This is a genomic window from Actinosynnema sp. NPDC050436 (assembly GCF_040655415.1).
In the GTDB taxonomy this organism is placed as follows: Bacteria; Actinomycetota; Actinomycetes; order Mycobacteriales; family Pseudonocardiaceae; genus Actinosynnema.
On record NZ_JBFAJV010000004.1, the window covers coordinates 197,857 to 213,373 of the forward strand.

Annotated in this window: 13 protein-coding genes; 3 read left to right on the top strand and 10 right to left on the bottom strand. The window is 73.2% G+C overall.

Annotated features, from left to right (window positions below):
- Positions 1 to 16: 16 nt before the first annotated feature.
- Positions 17 to 1,045 (bottom strand): 2,3-diaminopropionate biosynthesis protein SbnB, encoded by a 1,029-nt coding sequence (gene sbnB, locus AB0I60_RS13285; protein ID WP_360728929.1) that lies wholly within the window; start codon positions 1,043 to 1,045, stop codon positions 17 to 19.
- Between the two features lie 379 nt (positions 1,046 to 1,424).
- Between sbnB and AB0I60_RS13290 the strand changes: the two genes are divergently transcribed.
- Positions 1,425 to 3,017, top strand: coding sequence for a tryptophan halogenase family protein (locus AB0I60_RS13290; protein WP_360728931.1), 1,593 nt, complete (start codon positions 1,425 to 1,427; stop codon positions 3,015 to 3,017).
- Between the two features lie 110 nt (positions 3,018 to 3,127).
- Here AB0I60_RS13290 and AB0I60_RS13295 read toward each other — a convergent pair whose 3' ends face one another.
- The 8 genes from AB0I60_RS13295 to AB0I60_RS13330 form a co-directional block, all read right to left on the bottom strand.
- Complete coding sequence (locus tag AB0I60_RS13295; RefSeq protein WP_360728932.1) at positions 3,128 to 4,309, bottom strand: acyl-CoA dehydrogenase family protein; 1,182 nt, start codon at positions 4,307 to 4,309, stop codon at positions 3,128 to 3,130.
- Positions 4,306 to 4,989: a DUF2786 domain-containing protein gene (locus tag AB0I60_RS13300; protein WP_360728935.1), complete on the bottom strand. Its 684-nt coding sequence runs from the start codon at positions 4,987 to 4,989 to the stop codon at positions 4,306 to 4,308. The genes AB0I60_RS13295 and AB0I60_RS13300 overlap by 4 nt, the downstream gene beginning before the upstream one ends.
- Positions 4,986 to 5,801, bottom strand: a complete 816-nt coding sequence (locus tag AB0I60_RS13305; protein ID WP_360728938.1) for a hypothetical protein — start codon at positions 5,799 to 5,801, stop codon at positions 4,986 to 4,988. The genes AB0I60_RS13300 and AB0I60_RS13305 overlap by 4 nt, the downstream gene beginning before the upstream one ends.
- A gap of 3 nt (positions 5,802 to 5,804) precedes the next feature.
- A complete protein-coding gene (locus AB0I60_RS13310) occupies positions 5,805 to 6,077 on the bottom strand; it encodes an acyl carrier protein (RefSeq protein WP_360728940.1) in 273 nt (90 codons plus the stop codon).
- Entirely contained in the window at positions 6,074 to 7,417 is a 1,344-nt protein-coding gene (locus tag AB0I60_RS13315) for a type III PLP-dependent enzyme (RefSeq protein ID WP_360728943.1), read from the bottom strand. Before AB0I60_RS13315 ends, AB0I60_RS13310 begins: the two co-directional genes overlap by 4 nt.
- The gene (locus AB0I60_RS13320; RefSeq protein WP_360728946.1) at positions 7,414 to 8,766 is read right to left on the bottom strand and encodes an ATP-grasp domain-containing protein; all 1,353 of its coding nucleotides are present in this window, start codon (positions 8,764 to 8,766) and stop codon (positions 7,414 to 7,416) included. Before AB0I60_RS13320 ends, AB0I60_RS13315 begins: the two co-directional genes overlap by 4 nt.
- Position 8,767: 1 nt before the next feature.
- A complete protein-coding gene (locus AB0I60_RS13325; RefSeq protein ID WP_360728949.1) occupies positions 8,768 to 9,694 on the bottom strand; it encodes a 3-oxoacyl-[acyl-carrier-protein] synthase III C-terminal domain-containing protein in 927 nt (308 codons plus the stop codon).
- Between the two features lie 146 nt (positions 9,695 to 9,840).
- Complete coding sequence (locus tag AB0I60_RS13330; protein WP_360728951.1) at positions 9,841 to 10,875, bottom strand: LysR family transcriptional regulator; 1,035 nt, start codon at positions 10,873 to 10,875, stop codon at positions 9,841 to 9,843.
- 377 nt (positions 10,876 to 11,252) lie between these two features.
- On the opposite strand from AB0I60_RS13330, the gene AB0I60_RS13335 reads away from it, so the two are divergent.
- Together AB0I60_RS13335 and AB0I60_RS13340 are read left to right on the top strand one after the other, a co-directional pair.
- A complete protein-coding gene (locus AB0I60_RS13335; protein WP_360728953.1) occupies positions 11,253 to 12,038 on the top strand; it encodes an ABC transporter ATP-binding protein in 786 nt (261 codons plus the stop codon).
- The gene (locus AB0I60_RS13340) at positions 12,038 to 14,479 is read left to right on the top strand and encodes an FtsX-like permease family protein (protein ID WP_360728956.1); all 2,442 of its coding nucleotides are present in this window, start codon (positions 12,038 to 12,040) and stop codon (positions 14,477 to 14,479) included. The genes AB0I60_RS13335 and AB0I60_RS13340 overlap by 1 nt, the downstream gene beginning before the upstream one ends.
- Here AB0I60_RS13340 and AB0I60_RS13345 read toward each other — a convergent pair.
- A complete protein-coding gene (locus tag AB0I60_RS13345) occupies positions 14,472 to 15,455 on the bottom strand; it encodes a Gfo/Idh/MocA family oxidoreductase (protein ID WP_360728959.1) in 984 nt (327 codons plus the stop codon). The two genes, AB0I60_RS13340 and AB0I60_RS13345, sit on opposite strands and share 8 nt — an antisense overlap.
- Positions 15,456 to 15,517 lie beyond the last annotated feature (62 nt).

The following is a 15,517-nucleotide window of genomic DNA, read 5'->3' on the forward strand; positions in this document are numbered from 1 at the left end:
TCCGCGGTCAGGCGGCTCAACGCTTGCCGTAGCGGTCAAGGTCGTAGAAGAAGTCGTCCACGACGGCGAGGTCGCCCGCCCGCGACACCTCGTCGTAGACGTGCTTGCCGACCGCCAGGTCGAGCACGCCCAGCCCGAACGGCGAGAACACCAGCGGCTTGTCGGCCGGGGGCCGGACGGCGCCGGTCATCACGTCGTGGAGGGTGCCGGACAGGAAGTCGCGGTTGCCGGTCGCCTGCTCGGCCAGGTGCGGGGAGGTGTTGGCCTTGAGGCAGTGGTCCACGTCGTCCACCACGTTGGTGGAGGCGAGGATCACCTCCGGCGACAGGTCGCGCAGCGACACGTGCAGCACCAGCGGGTTGTGGTCGAACAGGGCCGGGTCGGTGACGTGCGGGGTGCCCGCGATGGTGGCGAACACCACCAGGTCGCTGTCCCGGATGAGGGATTCCGCGCTGTCGTGGACCTTCGCGCTGCCGCCGGCGGTGTCGTCCACGTAGGACTGGAAGCCGCGGGCGGAGTCCGCGCTGAGGTCGTGGATGCCGACCTGGTCGAACGACCAGCCGGTGGTGTGCAGGTAGGTGTGGACGTACCGGGCGATCAGGCCGGTGCCGACGAACCCGACCCGGGTCGGCCGGCCCCGGTCGCGGGACAGCCAGTCGGCGGCCAGCGCGGCGGACGCGGCGGTGCGGACCGCGCTGACGATGGAGCTCTCCAGGCAGGCGATCGGGTAGCCCGTGCGCCGGTCGTTGAGGATCAGCACGGCGGACGCGCGGGGCAGGCCCTCGGCGACGTTCGCGGGGAAGCTGGAGATCCACTTCACGCCGTGCACGCCGATGTCGCCGCCGACCGAGGCGGGCAGCGCGATGATCCGCGACGCCGGGTCCTCCGGGAACCGCAGGAAATAGGACGGCGGGTTGACCGTGTCCCCTTCGCCGTGCACCCGGTAGGCCGCCTCGATGAGTTCGAGGACCTGCTTCTCCCGACCCTGCAAAACCTGGTGCACCTGCGCACCGGAAATGACTGCGAAGGCAGGAGTCACGTCCACGCCCCTTCCCTGGACAGCCGCCGACCGATCGGTCGCGGTCTACGGGAAGATGCTGGCGAACCCGGCTGACGAGCCGCTGACACCGGGCTGACGGCTCGCCCCGGACCGCCTCGACGGGGATCCGACCTGCGACGGGGACGGCGTCGGCACAACCTGCACCGACCTCCGAGGAAATATATTGGAACTCCTGCGCGCCGTTTCCGATAAATCGTCGCGGAACGTTGACAGCCTCGCCGGGACGTGCCTAGGGTTCCGACCCACCCGAATTCGACAAATTGATACCAGATCATTTTCACCGATCACCGTCGACACTCGCGCGGTGCACGGCGGACGTCGTTCCGCGCCCTTTGTCGTGATCATGACGGGAGGCATTTCCCCGATGGCAGACCACAGGATCAGGAAAGTCGTCGTGCTCGGCGGCGGCACGGCCGGCTGGATGGCCGCGTCGTACCTCGGCAAAGCCCTGGGCCCCGCCGTGACCATCACCGTGCTGGAGGCGCCGGCCATCCCGAAGATCGGCGTGGGCGAGGCGACCGTGCCGAACCTGCACAAGACGTTCTTCGACTTCCTCGGCATCGCCGAGGAGGAGTGGATGCGCGAGTGCAACGCCAGTTTCAAGATGGGCATCAAGTTCACCAACTGGCGCACCCCGGGCCCGGGTCAGGCGACCGCACGGCCGCTCGGCGGCTCGGTCGACCACTTCTACCACCTGTTCGGGCTGCTGCCCAACCACGGCAACCAGCCGCTGTCGCACTACTGGGCGCACAAGAAGCTCGCCGGCCGGACCGACGAGCCGTTCGACTACGCCTGCTACCGCGAACCCCCGATCATGGACCGGAACCTCTCGCCCCGGTTCCTGGACGGCACCCGGTGGACCAACTACGCCTGGCACTTCGACGCGAACCTGGTCGCCGACTTCCTGCGGCGCTTCGCCACCACCAAGCAGGGCGCGGCGCACGTCGAGGACACGATGACCGGGGCGGTGATCGACCAGCGCGGCCACGTGACGGCGCTGCGGACCGAGTCCGGCCGCACCGTCGAGGGCGACCTGTTCGTCGACTGCTCCGGGTTCCGGGGCCTGCTGATCAACCAGGCCATGCGGGAACCGTTCCTGGACATGGGCGACCACCTGCTCAACGACAGCGCCGTCGCCACCCAGGTCCCGCACGACGACGAGGCCGACGGCGTCGAGCCCTACACCGGCGCGATCGCCATGTCGTCGGGCTGGTCGTGGAAGATCCCGATGCTCGGCCGCTTCGGCACCGGTTACGTGTTCTCCTCCCGCTTCCAGACCCGGGACGACGCCACGCGCGAGTTCTGCGCCATGTGGGGCCTGGACCCGGAGACCCAGCCGCTCAACCACATCGGGTTCCGCGTCGGCCGCAACCGGCGGGCGTGGGTGCGCAACGTGGTGTCGATCGGCCTGGCGTCCTGCTTCCTGGAACCCCTGGAGTCGACCGGCATCTACTTCGTCTACGCGGCGCTCCACCAGTTGGCGAAGCACTTCCCGGACAAGAACTTCGACCCGGTCCTGACCGACCGCTTCAACGCCGAGATCGAGACGATGTTCGACGACTCGCGGGACTTCGTTCAGGGCCACTTCAGCTTCGCGCCGCGCGACGACACGGCGTTCTGGCGGGCGTGCAAGGAGCTGGAGCTCGCGGACGACTTCCGCGAGAAGGTCCGGATGTACCGGGCCGGCCTGGCGGTGAACATGCCGATCACCGACGAGTCGACGTACTACGCGAACTTCGACGCGGAGTTCCGCAACTTCTGGAACAACTCGAACTACTACTGCATCTTCGCCGGCCTGGACCGCCTGCCCGACCACACCCTGCCGGCCCTCGCGGCCCGGCCGGAGGTGCTCGACTCGGCGGAGGCCGTCTTCGCCGACATCAAGCGGAAGCAGGAGGAGCTGCTGGCGACCCTGCCGTCGACCTACGAGTACCTGAAACAACTCCACGGGCGGTGACCCTCACGCGCCGTGCCCCGAACGGCCCCGCCGGCCACCTCTCCCCCGGCGGGGCCTCCCACGTCGTCACGACACCACTGCCCGTCCGGCGGTGCTCCGGCGCGGTCGCGTCAGCTGCCGACGGTCACCCGGAACGGGTCGTCGCGGTCCAGCTTGCCGGTGAACAGGCCCTGGAACAGGTTCAGCTTCTGCATGTTCGACGTGCCCTCGATGAACTCCAGGCCGCGCGCGTCGCGCACCAGCTTGTCCAGGTGCGGGTGGTCGAACCTGGCCCCGACGCCGAAGAACCCGCACGCCTCGCGGGTCGCGTCCATCGCCAGTTGCGCGGCCCTCGCCTTGGCCGCCGACGCCAGGTAGCCGTCGCTGGTGCGGGCGTCGACCGCGCGGGCCGCCAGGTGCACCAGGGCGCGGGCGGCCTCGATGCGGCGGCCCAGCACGTCGAGGCGGTCGCGCTCGTCGGGGCGCAGGGTGGTGCGGTTGTCCGCGACGTACTCGTGCGCCGCGCGGGCGATGCCCAGCGCGATCGCCGCGACGCCGGGCCGCAGCAGGTTGAACGTCTGCACGAACGCCCACATGCCGCGCCTCGACGGCGACAGGTGGCGACCGACGAAGCGCTCCGCCGGCACGTGCACGCCGTCCAGCGTGATCGCGCTGATCCGCGCGCCGCGCAACCCGATGGTCTCCAGCGCCTCGGCCTTGAACCCGTCGGCGGGCGTCTCCACGAGCACCGCGTTGATGCCCAGCGGGCCCGAGCCGACCCGGGCGAACACGACGCCGAGCTGCGCGCGGCACGCGTTGCCCACGTACCGCTTCTCGCCCGACAGCACGCCGCCGCCCTCGACCGGGGTGAGGGTGGTGGTGAGCGCGCCCGCGTCGGAACCCCGGTCGGGTTCGGTCAGGGCGAAGAACGTCCACAGCGGGGCTTCCAGCATCCGGCCGTAGAACCACTCCTTCTGCGCGTCGTCGGCCAGCAGGTCGACCAGGACGCCGGCCAGCAGCGGTCCGGGCGAGGCGACCAGCATCCCGACGTCGGCGCAGGCCAGCTCCTCCATGATGATGGCCCGCTCCAGCGCCAGCGTGCCGTAGAAGCGGTTGCCGCCGATCGGGATCGGCACGTGGCCGTACTCCGGCGGGATGCCCATGGTGGACAGGTAGCGCACGGCGGGCAGGTCGAAGTGCCGCCGGATCAGCTCCGGGTCGCGGTCCAGCGCCAGGCCGAGCCGGCGGAAGTCGCCGCCCCACTCGCGCACCTGGTCGCGCAGCGCCACCAGGCGGCCGTCCAGGGCGGTCACGACTCCGCCCGCACGTACGCCTCGGCGACCAGCTCGGACACGTGGGCCGCCTGGCCGGGGCCGCCGGTCAGGTAGCCGCCGGCGCCGAGCAGGTTGACCAGCCACCGGTCGGCCGAGGTGATCCGGGCGTGCAGGTGGGCCAGGACGACGTCGGGCAGCTCGCCCGCGTCCACGCCGGTCAGCACCGCGCGCACCTCCAGGTGCTCGATCAGCCCGTCGGCCACCGTCGACTTGACCATCTGCTGCTGCAACAGCGTCGTGGACCCGGTCCGCCGGCCGTTGAGGTAGCGCATGCAGGTCTCGCGCAGCGCCTCGGACAGCCCCAGCCGCAACCACACCAGGCCGAGCTGCCAGGACGCCCGCTGCTCGGCGTGCACGTCCGCTCCGCGCTCGCCGATCCCGTGGCGCAGCAGCACGACCGTGCCGCCGGGCAGGTCGAGGGAGTCCACAGTGGACTCCTCGGCGGACGAGCGGCGCGCGGTCACGCCGTCCAGCCACACCCGCTGCGCGCCCGCCGCGACCTCCTGCGCCACGACCGCGTGCCCGCCGGGCCCGCACGGCAGCAGGCCGGGCAGCACCAGGGCGCGCAACGCGGTCAGCGCGGGGGCGAGGCCCTCGTCACGGGCGGCGCGGTGGCAGCGCGCCAGGCCCTCCGCGCCGACGCGGACGGACGTGGTCACGACGTCCCACCCACCGACGCCACGCCGAGGTCGCCGGTCACCGGGTCGTGCTCGACCAGCACGACGGGCTCCAGCGAGTCGGCCAGCCCGTCCCACAGCGCCGTGCACGGGTAGCCGGCCCGCGCGGTCCGCACCGGGCCGCCGGTCGCCACCAGCGCCGGGTCGACGCCCGCCCCGACCACGACCGGGGTCCGCTCGTCGACCCCCGCCAGCGCCGACGCCAGCGCGCCGGGCAGGTCCCGCCCGGTCACACCCGTCCGGTGCGCCAGGGTCAGCGGGGTCGCGCCGGCTTCCAGCAGCAGCGCCACGCCCGCGTCGCCGGCCGGGCGGTCCGCGACGTCGTAGGGCAGCGTCGCCTGGTCGGCGACCACCACCAGCGCCCGCCGGTAGCCGTGCCGCGCGGCGTAGTCGCGGGCCAGCCGGATCGCGGCGAACGGCGCGCACGCGCCGACGTCGGACACCGAGAAGGACAGCGGGCCGTCGGGCAGCGCCTCGGACAGGTAGGTCGCGGCGGCCAGCCGGCAGTCCAGGTCCGGGGTGGCGTGCGCGATGATCGCCACGTCGACCGGGCCGGCCAGCGGCTCCAGCCGCTCGTGCAGCGCGCGGGTGAGCGCGGTGAACGTGGTGCCGGAGGTCAGCAGGTCCGGCCGCACCGCCACGGCGTGCCCGGCGGTCAGGTCGGTGAAGTGGCGCAGCGAGAACTCGTCGTCCAGTCGCCCGTCCGGCACGCCGACCGCGCGCACCACCCGGGCCAGGCCCAGGGTGGCGGCGGGTGCGCCCGGCCGGAGGACCGGTGCGGTGGTCCGGTACATGGCCTAGCGGTCCATCTCCGCCGCGACGAAGTCGGCCAGCGAGCGGACCGTCTCGAAGTGCGCCATCTCCAGGTTGTCCGTGTCGAACTCGACCTCCAGCGCCTCCTCCAGCTGCATCAGCAGCTCGAAGACGCCGGTCGAGTCCAGGCCCAGCTCGTCGAACAGCCGCGACTGCTCGGTCAGCGCCGGCAGCTCGTAGTCCAGCACCTGGGCCAGGACGGTGGTGATCGCGTCGACGATCCGCTCGCGGGGTGCGACGGCGGTGGATTCGCTCATGATGCGCTTCCTTCGGTGATGGCGGTGGCGGCGGCGACGACGGGGGTGACCGCGACGGGGACCGCTTCGACGGGGGCGGGTTCGGGCAGGTGCTGGTGGCGCAGCAGGTCCTCGGTCTCGTCGCGCGAGCGCACGAGGTGGGCCCGGCCGCCGTGCACGAGCACCTCGGCCGGGTAGCCGTGGCTGAGGAACAGCACGGGCGACGCGGTGGGCCCGTAGGCACCGGACCGCTCCACGCCGACCAGGTCGCCGGGCCGCACGGGCGGGAGCTGGACCTTCTTGCCGAGCGTGTCGTTGGGGGTGCACAGCGGGCCGGTGACGTGCCAGCTCTCCGTGGCGGGCTCGTCGAGCCGGTTGAGCACCCGCATCGGGAAGTTCCGCTTCACGAACGACCCGATGCCGACGGCCGCCATGTGGTGGTTGGTGCCGCCGTCCGCGACGGCGAACCGCTCCCCCATCGACTCCTTGACGTACCGGACGCGCACGACGTACGTGCCGCAGGTCGCGGTGAGGTAGCGGCCCAGCTCCATCACCATCCGGGTGCCGGGGTGCCGGTCGGCGAACTCGGCCAGCACCGGGTTGACCCGCGCGGCCAGCAGCTCCAGGTCGAGGTCGCGCTCGCCGTCGAAGTACGCCACGCCCAGGCCGCCGCCGATGTCGACCAGCTCCAGCGGGATGCCCAGGTGCGCGGCGAGCCGGTCGGCCAGCTCGAAGATCCGCTCGGTGTTCTCGGCGATCGCCTCCTCGGACAGGATGCGGGTGCCCATGTAGACCTGCACGCCGAGGAACCGGGTGTGCGGGTGCCGCGCCACCAGGTCGTCGGTGGCGAACAGCTGCTGCTCGTCGATGCCGAACTGGCGCGGCTTGCCGCCCATGGTCAGCCCGGAGCCCTTGACCGAGAAGCTCGGGTTGACCCGCAGCGCCACCGACGCGCGCACGCCCCGCTCGGCGGCGAACCGGTCGATCACCGCCAGCTCGCCCAGCGACTCGCAGACGATGGCGTAGATGCCGTGGTCCAGGCAGGCGCGCAGCTCCTGCTCGCTCTTGCCCGGCCCGAGGAAGATGATGTCGGCCGGGTCCACGCCCGCGCGCAGCGCCGTGACCAGTTCGACCATCGACGACACCTCGGCCCGCGCGCCGTGCGCGTGCAGCACGGACAGCACGCCGATGTTCGGGTTCGACTTCATCGAGAAGAAGAACTCCAGCCGCGGGTGCAGCGCCGCCTTCAGCCCGTCCACGCGCGACGCCAGCTCGTCGCCGTCGTAGAGGTAGAGCGGGGTGCCGTGCTGCTCGGCGATCTCGGTGATGCCGATGCCCTGGACCTGGAACTCGCGCGTCACGACCGTGCCTCCAATCGGGCGGTGATCTCGTCGTCCACGGCCGCGACCGACTCGTCCGACGGGCCGACGAGCAGGCCGTAGAGCCGCCCGTCGAACGTCGTGGCGGCGCGGTGGCCGGCGTTCACCGTGGCGAAGTTGTTGACCAGCAGGCCGGTGCCGCCGGCGCGGTCCAGCAGCAGGCCGTCGAGCAGGGAGCGGACCTCGGCGAAGGGCAGCCGCCGGGTCAGCCGCACCGGGTAGTGCCGGGCGAGCGCGATCTGCCCCTCACCGACGAACCGGTCCTGCACGCGGGCCTGGTAGGTGGACATGTTGTGGCGCGCGTTGATCTCCACTACCGGGTACAGCCCGTCGTCGGGGTCGACCATGGCGTCCACGCCGACCACGCCGAAGTAGCCGTCCGAGGCGAGCTTCTTGCCCAGCCGCTGCGCGGTGTCGGCCAGTTCGGCGAGCTGCGCCGGGGACAGCCGCGCGGGCATCCGGTGTCCTTTGTGGACTCCGCCCTCGGTGTGCAACTCCTTGACGAAGTCGAACCGCACGCCGCCGTCGCGGGCCACGGTGAACTGGTAGTTGAGGTCGGTGCGCTTGGCGACCCAGTCCTCCACCACGAAGGCCACCCGGGGCTGCCCGGACCTGTCGACCGCCTTGGCGATCATGCCCAGCAGGCGGTCCATCCGGCGGTCGCTCTCCAGCACGGCGATGCCCTTGCCGGAGACGCCGAACGCCTCCTTCACGACCACCTTGTGCCCGGCCGCGACCAGGGCGCGCGCGCCGTCGAAGGCCGCGCGCAGCTCGTCCACGGTCTCGCACGCCCAGCCGGCGGGCTGGCGCAGCCCCAGCTCGTCGGCCGCGCGGCGGCTGTACACCTTGCTGTTGACCGCCTTGCAGGTCGCGGAGTCCGGCGCGGCCAGCGGCATCCCGGCGGCGCGGGCGAGGTCCTCCTCCACGTCGGACACGCCGTGCGCGGTCAGCCGGACGCCCCGGGCGGCCAGCTCGCGCAGCCGGGCGACCAGCACCGGGTCGGCCAGCGCGTCGGCGGTGACCGTGCGGCCGGGGTCGGAGCCCGCGACCACGTGCACGGTCGGCAGGTCGACGCCCAGCTCCCGCAGGTAGGCCAGGAAGTCCGGGTCGGGCGCGGCCTTGAGCACGACGTGGTCGTCGCCGGAGGCGAGCAGCAGCGCGAACTCGTCCATGTGGTTGACCACGGCCGTGCCGCCGGCGGCGGACAGCCGGGGCAGGGTGTGCTCGCCGAGCGCCCAGCGCTCCTCGACCTCGAAGTTGCCGAGGAACGCCAGCGAGCCGTCGGCGGTGCCGAGCAGCGCGGTCTTGAGCCGGTCGGTGAAGTCGTCCACGTCAGTGCTCCAGGACCATGGCGGCGAAGGTCTGCCCGAGGCCGGCGGCGGTCATCAGGTACTTGTCGCCGGGCTTGAGCAGCCCCAGCTCGGTCACCGTCTGGTAGTTGATGAACGGGTCGGCGCAGAAGCAGTGGCCGGTGGCCGGCAGGTTGTCCAGGAAGAACCGGTCGTTGGGCAGGCCGAGGTTCTTCGCCGCGACGGTCCACGACACCCGGTTGACGTTGTGCGGCAGCACCAGGTCGAGGTCCGGGACGCCGATGCCCGCCTCCTCGGTGGCCGCGCCGACCACCTCGGCCAGCGCGTCCTGGTAGATCCGGCGGGCGTGCTTGGCGATCTCCGGGGTGAGGTCGATGACGCCGTCGGTCCGGCCGTGGATGCGGCTGGCGTAGCCGCGCACCAGGTCCCGGTCGCCGTCCGGCGCGACCAGGACCGCGGCCATGCCCTCGCCCATGATCGAGGTGTCCTGGACCCACTGGGTGAACGGGGTGAACGTCTTGTCGCCCGCCAGGATCAGGGCCAGCGCGTCCGGGTCGCCGTCGGCGGCGAGCAGGGTGCCCGCCACGTCCACCGCCAGCAGCCCGGTGGCGCAGCCGTGGTCGGCGACGGCGAGCACCTGCGCGTGCCGCAGGCCGAGCGCCTCGCGCACCTCGTGCACCGGGCTGACCGGGTAGGGCGCGGTGGTGCGCATCCCCTTGGCCCGGATCACGTACCGGACCCGGTCCTCCCTGCCGCGCAGCGCGTCGAGCTTCCCGGCTGCGGCGACGAGCAGCTCGGACTCCGACAGCGGCGACTGGCAGATCCGGTCGAGGCCGTAGAGCCGGGTGAACCGGCGCACCTGCTGGTCGTCCAGCCCCAGCGGCTCCTGCAGGTCCGCGACGGCCACCGTCTCCGGCAGGTGACTCGACACCGCCACCAACGCCGTCATGTGCGACCTCCTCGCTCGACCTGTCCCACCGTTGCGGGGACCAGGTTCGCGGGGGCCGCTGACACCGGGCTGACAAGGCGCTGACCGGTGGTTTCGCTATAGAAAGAAGATAGAACCGGGCCGGGCGCGACCGGTGCCGGACGGGCTCAGCCCGGCGCGCTGCGGGAGGTCGGGGCGGCCGGCGGTTCGGGGCTCGGGTCGCGCGGCCACCAGCGGCTGGGGCGGGGCAGGAAGTTCGCCAGCTCCGGGAAGTCGGTGGGGCGCTCGGTCATCCAGTTCCAGTAGCGCGGGATGGTGCGCGCGTAGTCGCAGTAGTACCGGCGCAGGGCGTCGATGAGCTGGCGCAGGGTGTTCGGGTGGATCGAGCCCGGCCGCCACACCAGCAGCAGCCGGCTGCGCAGGGGCTCGGTCACCGCCACCAGGCTGACGTCGGCGGTCGACCCGGTCGGGGTCGCCAGGGCCGCCGCGCCGGCGTCGCGGACCCAGCTCATCGCCTCGGCGTGCCCGCCCGCGTAGTGCAGGACCTCGGGCGTGGGGTGGTCCAGCTTGCGGAACAGGTGCTCCTCGACCGGGTGGAACCAGTGGCCGGGCACGTGCTGCACCCAGCTCAGCGACACCATGTGCCTTCGGCTCACCGTAGTCCGCCGGGCCAGCGCGTGGTCGCGCGGCAGCGCCAGCCAGATCGGCTCGCGCACGATGACCTCCTTGGCCAGCGACGGGTCCAGGTCCCGCACGCCGTCCACGGCCTCCGGGCTGGGCACCAGCGCGGCGGTCAGCTCGCCCCGGCTCACCGCGTCGACGCCGAGGGCCGGGTCCAGGGTGACCGTCTGCACCTCGACCGAGGGCAGCGACGACTGGAGGGCGCGGCGCAGCGTCACCGGGGTCCACTCGGCGTTGCCGATCCGCAGGATGCCCGACGACAGCGAGGACGCCTCCGCGACCACCGCGTCGGCCCGGGTGGCCAGGTCGGCGAGCATGGGGATCAGCCGCTCGCCCAGCGGGGTGGGCGTGATGCCGAAGGCCGACCGGACGAACAGGTCGCCGCCGACCGCCTTCTCGATCCGCCGCAGTTGGGCGGTGAGGCTCGGCTGCGGCAGCGACAGCTTGGCGGCGGCCTTCGAGATGCTGCCCGCTTCGGCGAGCGTCATCACCACCCGCGCGTGCCGGATCTCCAGGTGCATGGTTGTCCAACCCCTTCGCGTCGGTTCTCGGGGTTCACGCGCGGAGCGTTGTGCGGCCGTTCCGACCGGTATTCACCGAGGTTTCTCGGCGGTGCCCGGGTGACCGTTACAACCTACCCCACCTCCCCGGACGCGCGCGGCGGTCGACCGGGCCGCGCATTCTTCCCGCGAGCGCGGACGAATTATGGAAACGGTGGCTAAGATGCCGCGAACACCGGCCGATCCGGTCTCGGGGCGTTGTGGGACAGCGACTTCCGCCGGCCCGTCGCGGAGCGGATCGGGGGGTCTGCACCAGTGCCGCGCCGCGGAACTCGTCCGTATGGTCTCCCCGCGCGTGTACACACCCGATTGGTCACGTGGGGAGCTAGAACGTGAAAATGTCTCCGAATCAAGACTCGGACGACGTGGTGCGCTTGCATTCGGTCCGCAAGGTCTACGGCAATGAGCGCAACGGCGTCGTCGCACTTGACGGAGTCACCCTCGGCATCGCGCGCGGCACGTTCACCGCCGTGATGGGTCCGTCGGGTTCCGGCAAGAGCACCGCCCTGCACTGCGCGGCCGGCCTGGACCGCCCGACGTCCGGCACGGTCGTGCTCGACGGGCAGGACATCACCGGCCTGGGCGAGCGCGCGCTGACCGAGCTGCGCCGGGAGCGGATCGGCTTCGTCTTCCAGTCCTTCAACCTGCTGCCCGCGCTCACCGTGGTGGAGAACGTCCAACTGCCGCTGCGCCTGGCGGGCCGGCGCGCGACGCGGGCCGAGGTGGACGACGTCATCGCCCGGGTGGGCCTGTCCGACCGGAAGGGGCACCGGCCGGGCGAGCTGTCCGGCGGCCAGCAGCAGCGGGTGGCCATCGCCCGCGCGCTGATCACCCGCCCCGCCGTCGTCTTCGGCGACGAGCCCACCGGCGCGCTGGACACCCGGACCGCGCTGGAGGTGCTCGCGCTGCTGCGGCAGGCGGTGCGCGAGGTCGGCCAGTCCGTGGTGATCGTGACCCACGACCCGGTGGCCGCCGCGCACGCCGACCGCGTGGTGTTCCTCGCCGACGGCCGGATCGCCGGCGAGCTGACGTCGCCGACCGCGCACGCGGTCAGCGAGCGGATGACCCAGCTCGGCGCCTGGGCCGACGTGCCGGCGGGCGACCTGGCGGGCGGCGTCCGCTGATGCTCGGTCTCGCACTGCGCACGCTGCGCTTCCGCGTCGGCGGGTTCGCGGCGTCCTTCACCGTCCTGTTCCTCGGGGCCGCGATCGTCATGGCGTGCGGCGGCCTGATGGAGTCCGGCATCCGCAACGCCGTCCTGCCGCAGCGCCTGGCCGCCGCGCCCCTGCTCGTCGCGGGCGACCCGTCCTACCTGGAGCGCCCGCCGGTCGCCGAGTCGGTGGCGGCGAAGGCCGACGTACCCGGCGTGGCCCGGGTCGTGCCGGACGTGTCGGTCCCGGTCCGGCTGCCCTCCGGCGACGCGACCGGGCACCTGTGGTCCGCATTGGAGCTCACGCCGTACCGGCTGGACGCCGGCCGGGGGCCGGAGGCCGCCGACGAGGTCGTGCTCGACGCGGGGACGGGCGCGGCCCTGGGCGCCGGGATCGGCGCGAACGTCGCGCTCGACATCGCCGGCCAGGACCGGCGGTACCGGGTGGTCGGCCTGCTGACCGGCCCGGTGGACGCCGCCACCGCGTACTTCGCCGACGACGAGGGCCGCCGGCTCTACGGCCGGCCCGGCCGGGTCGACCTGCTCGGCGTGCTGCTCGAACCGGGCGCGGAGCCGGACGCCGTGCGCGCGGCGCTGGTCGACGCGGTCGGCGGCCGGGGCGTCGCGGTCCTGGCCGGCGACGAGCGCGGCCTCGCGGAGTTCCCGGACGCGCGGGGCGGGGGCGAGGGCGTGATCACGCTGGCGGCCGTGTTCGGCGGGCTGGCGATCATGGTGGCGGTGTTCGTCGTGGCGGGCACGCTCGGGCTCTCGGTCCAGCAGCGGCACCGCGAGATGGCGCTGCTGCGGGCGATCGGCTCGACGCCGGGCCAGCTCCGCCGCCTGGTGCTGGGCGAGACGGCGTTCGTCGCGGTGCTCGCCACCCTGCTCGGCTGGCCGCTGAGCAGCCACCTCGGGCAGTGGCTGCTCACCCAGCTCGCCGGCGCCGGTGTCGCGCCGGCGCAACTCGCCTACCGGCAGGGCTGGGTGCCCGTCGCGGCCGGCGCGGGCATCTCGCTGCTCAGCGCGCTGGTCGCGGCGTTCGTCGCCGGCCGGGGCGCGGCGGTCACCAAACCCACCGAGGCGCTCATGGAGGCGAGCCTCCAGACCCGCTGGTTCTCCGTGCCGCGACTGGTCTTCGCGCTGCTGTGCCTGGCCGGCGGCACCGCGCTGAGCATCGTCACCGCGCTGGTGATGTCCGGCCCGGTCGCCGCGTCCACGGCCGGTCCCACCGCCATGCTGTGGGCGTCGGGCATCGCGCTGCTCTCCCCCGCCGCCGCCAAGGTCGTCATCGCGCTGCTGCGCCGGCCGATCCGGGCCGTCGGCGGGCTCGCCGGGTACCTGGCGGTGCTCAACGCGGGCGCGCGGCGGGTGCGGGTGGCCGGCGCGATCACGCCGGTCATGCTGGCCACCGGCCTGGCCACCGCGCTGATCTACCTCCAGACCACCCAGGAGGGCGGGTCCGGCGGCTTCGCCGACAACCTGACGGCGGACGCGGTGGTCACCGGCTCGTCGGGCGCGCTGCCCGCCGGCCTGGTCGCCGAGGTCGCCGCGCTGCCCGGCGTCGAGGCGGCCTCCGCGCTGGTGGACACCGAGGCGTACTTCCCCGAGCACGGCGACGGCGACGACGAGGTCACCGTCCTGGGCGTCACGCCGGGCGCGGTGGCGCGCACGCTGAGCGTGCCGGTCGCCGAGGGGTCGCTCGACGACCTGCGCGGCGACGCGGTCGTGCTGCCGAAGAACCGGGCCGACGAGCTGGGCGCCTCCGTCGGGAGCGCCGTCGAGATGAGGATGGGCGACCGGCAGGTCGTGCGCGTCCAGGTGGTCGCGGTGCACAGCGGGAGCTACGAGTCCGCGCTCATGCCGGTAGACCTGGTGCTGCGGCACGCCAACGGCGGCCGGATCGGCTCGGTGCTGGTCAAGGGCGACGCGGACGGGCTGGCCGCGCTCACCGCCCGCGACCCCGGCCTGCGGGTGGCCGACCCGGAGGAGCTGTCCGCCGGCGGCGGTGGCGGCGAGCAGACCGGCGCGTGGGTGAACTACCTGCTGGTCGGCATGATCCTGGCCTACACGGTGATCTCGCTGGTGAACACCCTGGTGATAGCGACCGGCGAGCGGCGGCGGGAGTTCGCGCTGCAACGCCTGCTCGGTGCCACCCACGGCCAGATCCTGCGGATGGTCGGCGTGGAGGCGGTGGTGGTGACGGTGGGCGGCGTGCTGCTCGGCGGGATCGTGTCCCTGGTGACGCTGGTCCCGTTCGCGCTGGCCATGGACGGCTCCTGGTGGCCGAGCGGTCCGGTCGGGATCTACCTGACGATCGTCGGCGCGGCGGGCGGCCTCACCCTGCTGTCCACCCTGCTGTCCACCGCGCACGTGCTGCGCACGCCGCCCGTGGAGGCGGCGGCGACGCTCAGCTGAGCCGCACCTCGGTGTCCGTCCTGGCCGACTCGACCAGCGCCTCGCCCACCCGGGCGGTGCGCCGCGAGTCGGCCAGGGACACCAGCGGGGGCGTGCCGGTGCGCACCGCCTCGTGGAACGCCTCGACCTGGTGCTGGTAGGGGTCCGCCGGCGGCAGCACCTCCTCGCGGGTGCCGTCCAGGGTCGCCACGGTGATCACGCACTCCTCGTCGGAGTACACCCACGCGTTGCGCACGGAGATCGAGCCGCGCGTGCCCTGGAGCTCGTAGCGGGAGCGCGGGCCGTAGTCGAAGCCGTAGTCGACCAGCGCCGAGCGGCCCGCGCCGAAGTCCAGCACGGCCGTGCCGGTGGTGTCGACGGCCGCGCCGCCCTCGGCGTGGAAGCGGGCGCGGACGGCCTGCGGGGCCCGGCCGAAGGCCCACAGCGCCGTGTCGAACCCGTAGCAGCCGACGTCCCAGGTCGCGCCGCCGCCCAGCGCCGGGTCGTACTGGATGCCGCCGGGTGCCATCGGGTGCGCGAACGCGGCGCGGACCACCCGCAGCTCGCCGACCTCACCGCCGGCGAGCAGCTCGACCACGCGCCGCTGCTGCGGGTGGAAGCGGTACATGTACGCCTCCATGACCGTGCGGTCGCCGGCCGCCGCCGCGACCCGGTCCACGTCGGCGGCGGAGAGCGCCATCGGCTTCTCGCACAGCACGTGCTTGCCCGCGTCGAGAGCGCGCACCGTCCACGGCACGTGCTCGCTGTTGGGCAGGGCGATGTAGACGGCGTCGACCTCGTCGTCGGCGAGCAGGGCGGCGAAACCGTCGTGCACGCGCGCCCCGAACGGCGCGGCGAACGCCGTCGACGCCTCCACCCGACCGGGCCGGCCCGCGACCGCCGTCACGGCGTTGCCGGGCGCGCGGTGGATCGCGGGTGCCACCTGCCTGCTGATGGACGCCGTGGAGCCGAGCACACCCCAGCGCAGGTCGGTCATGACGCCTCCTCGTGGTCGAGGCCAGCGTAGATGAACCGATTCACCCCCGAGGGGCGCGCGGC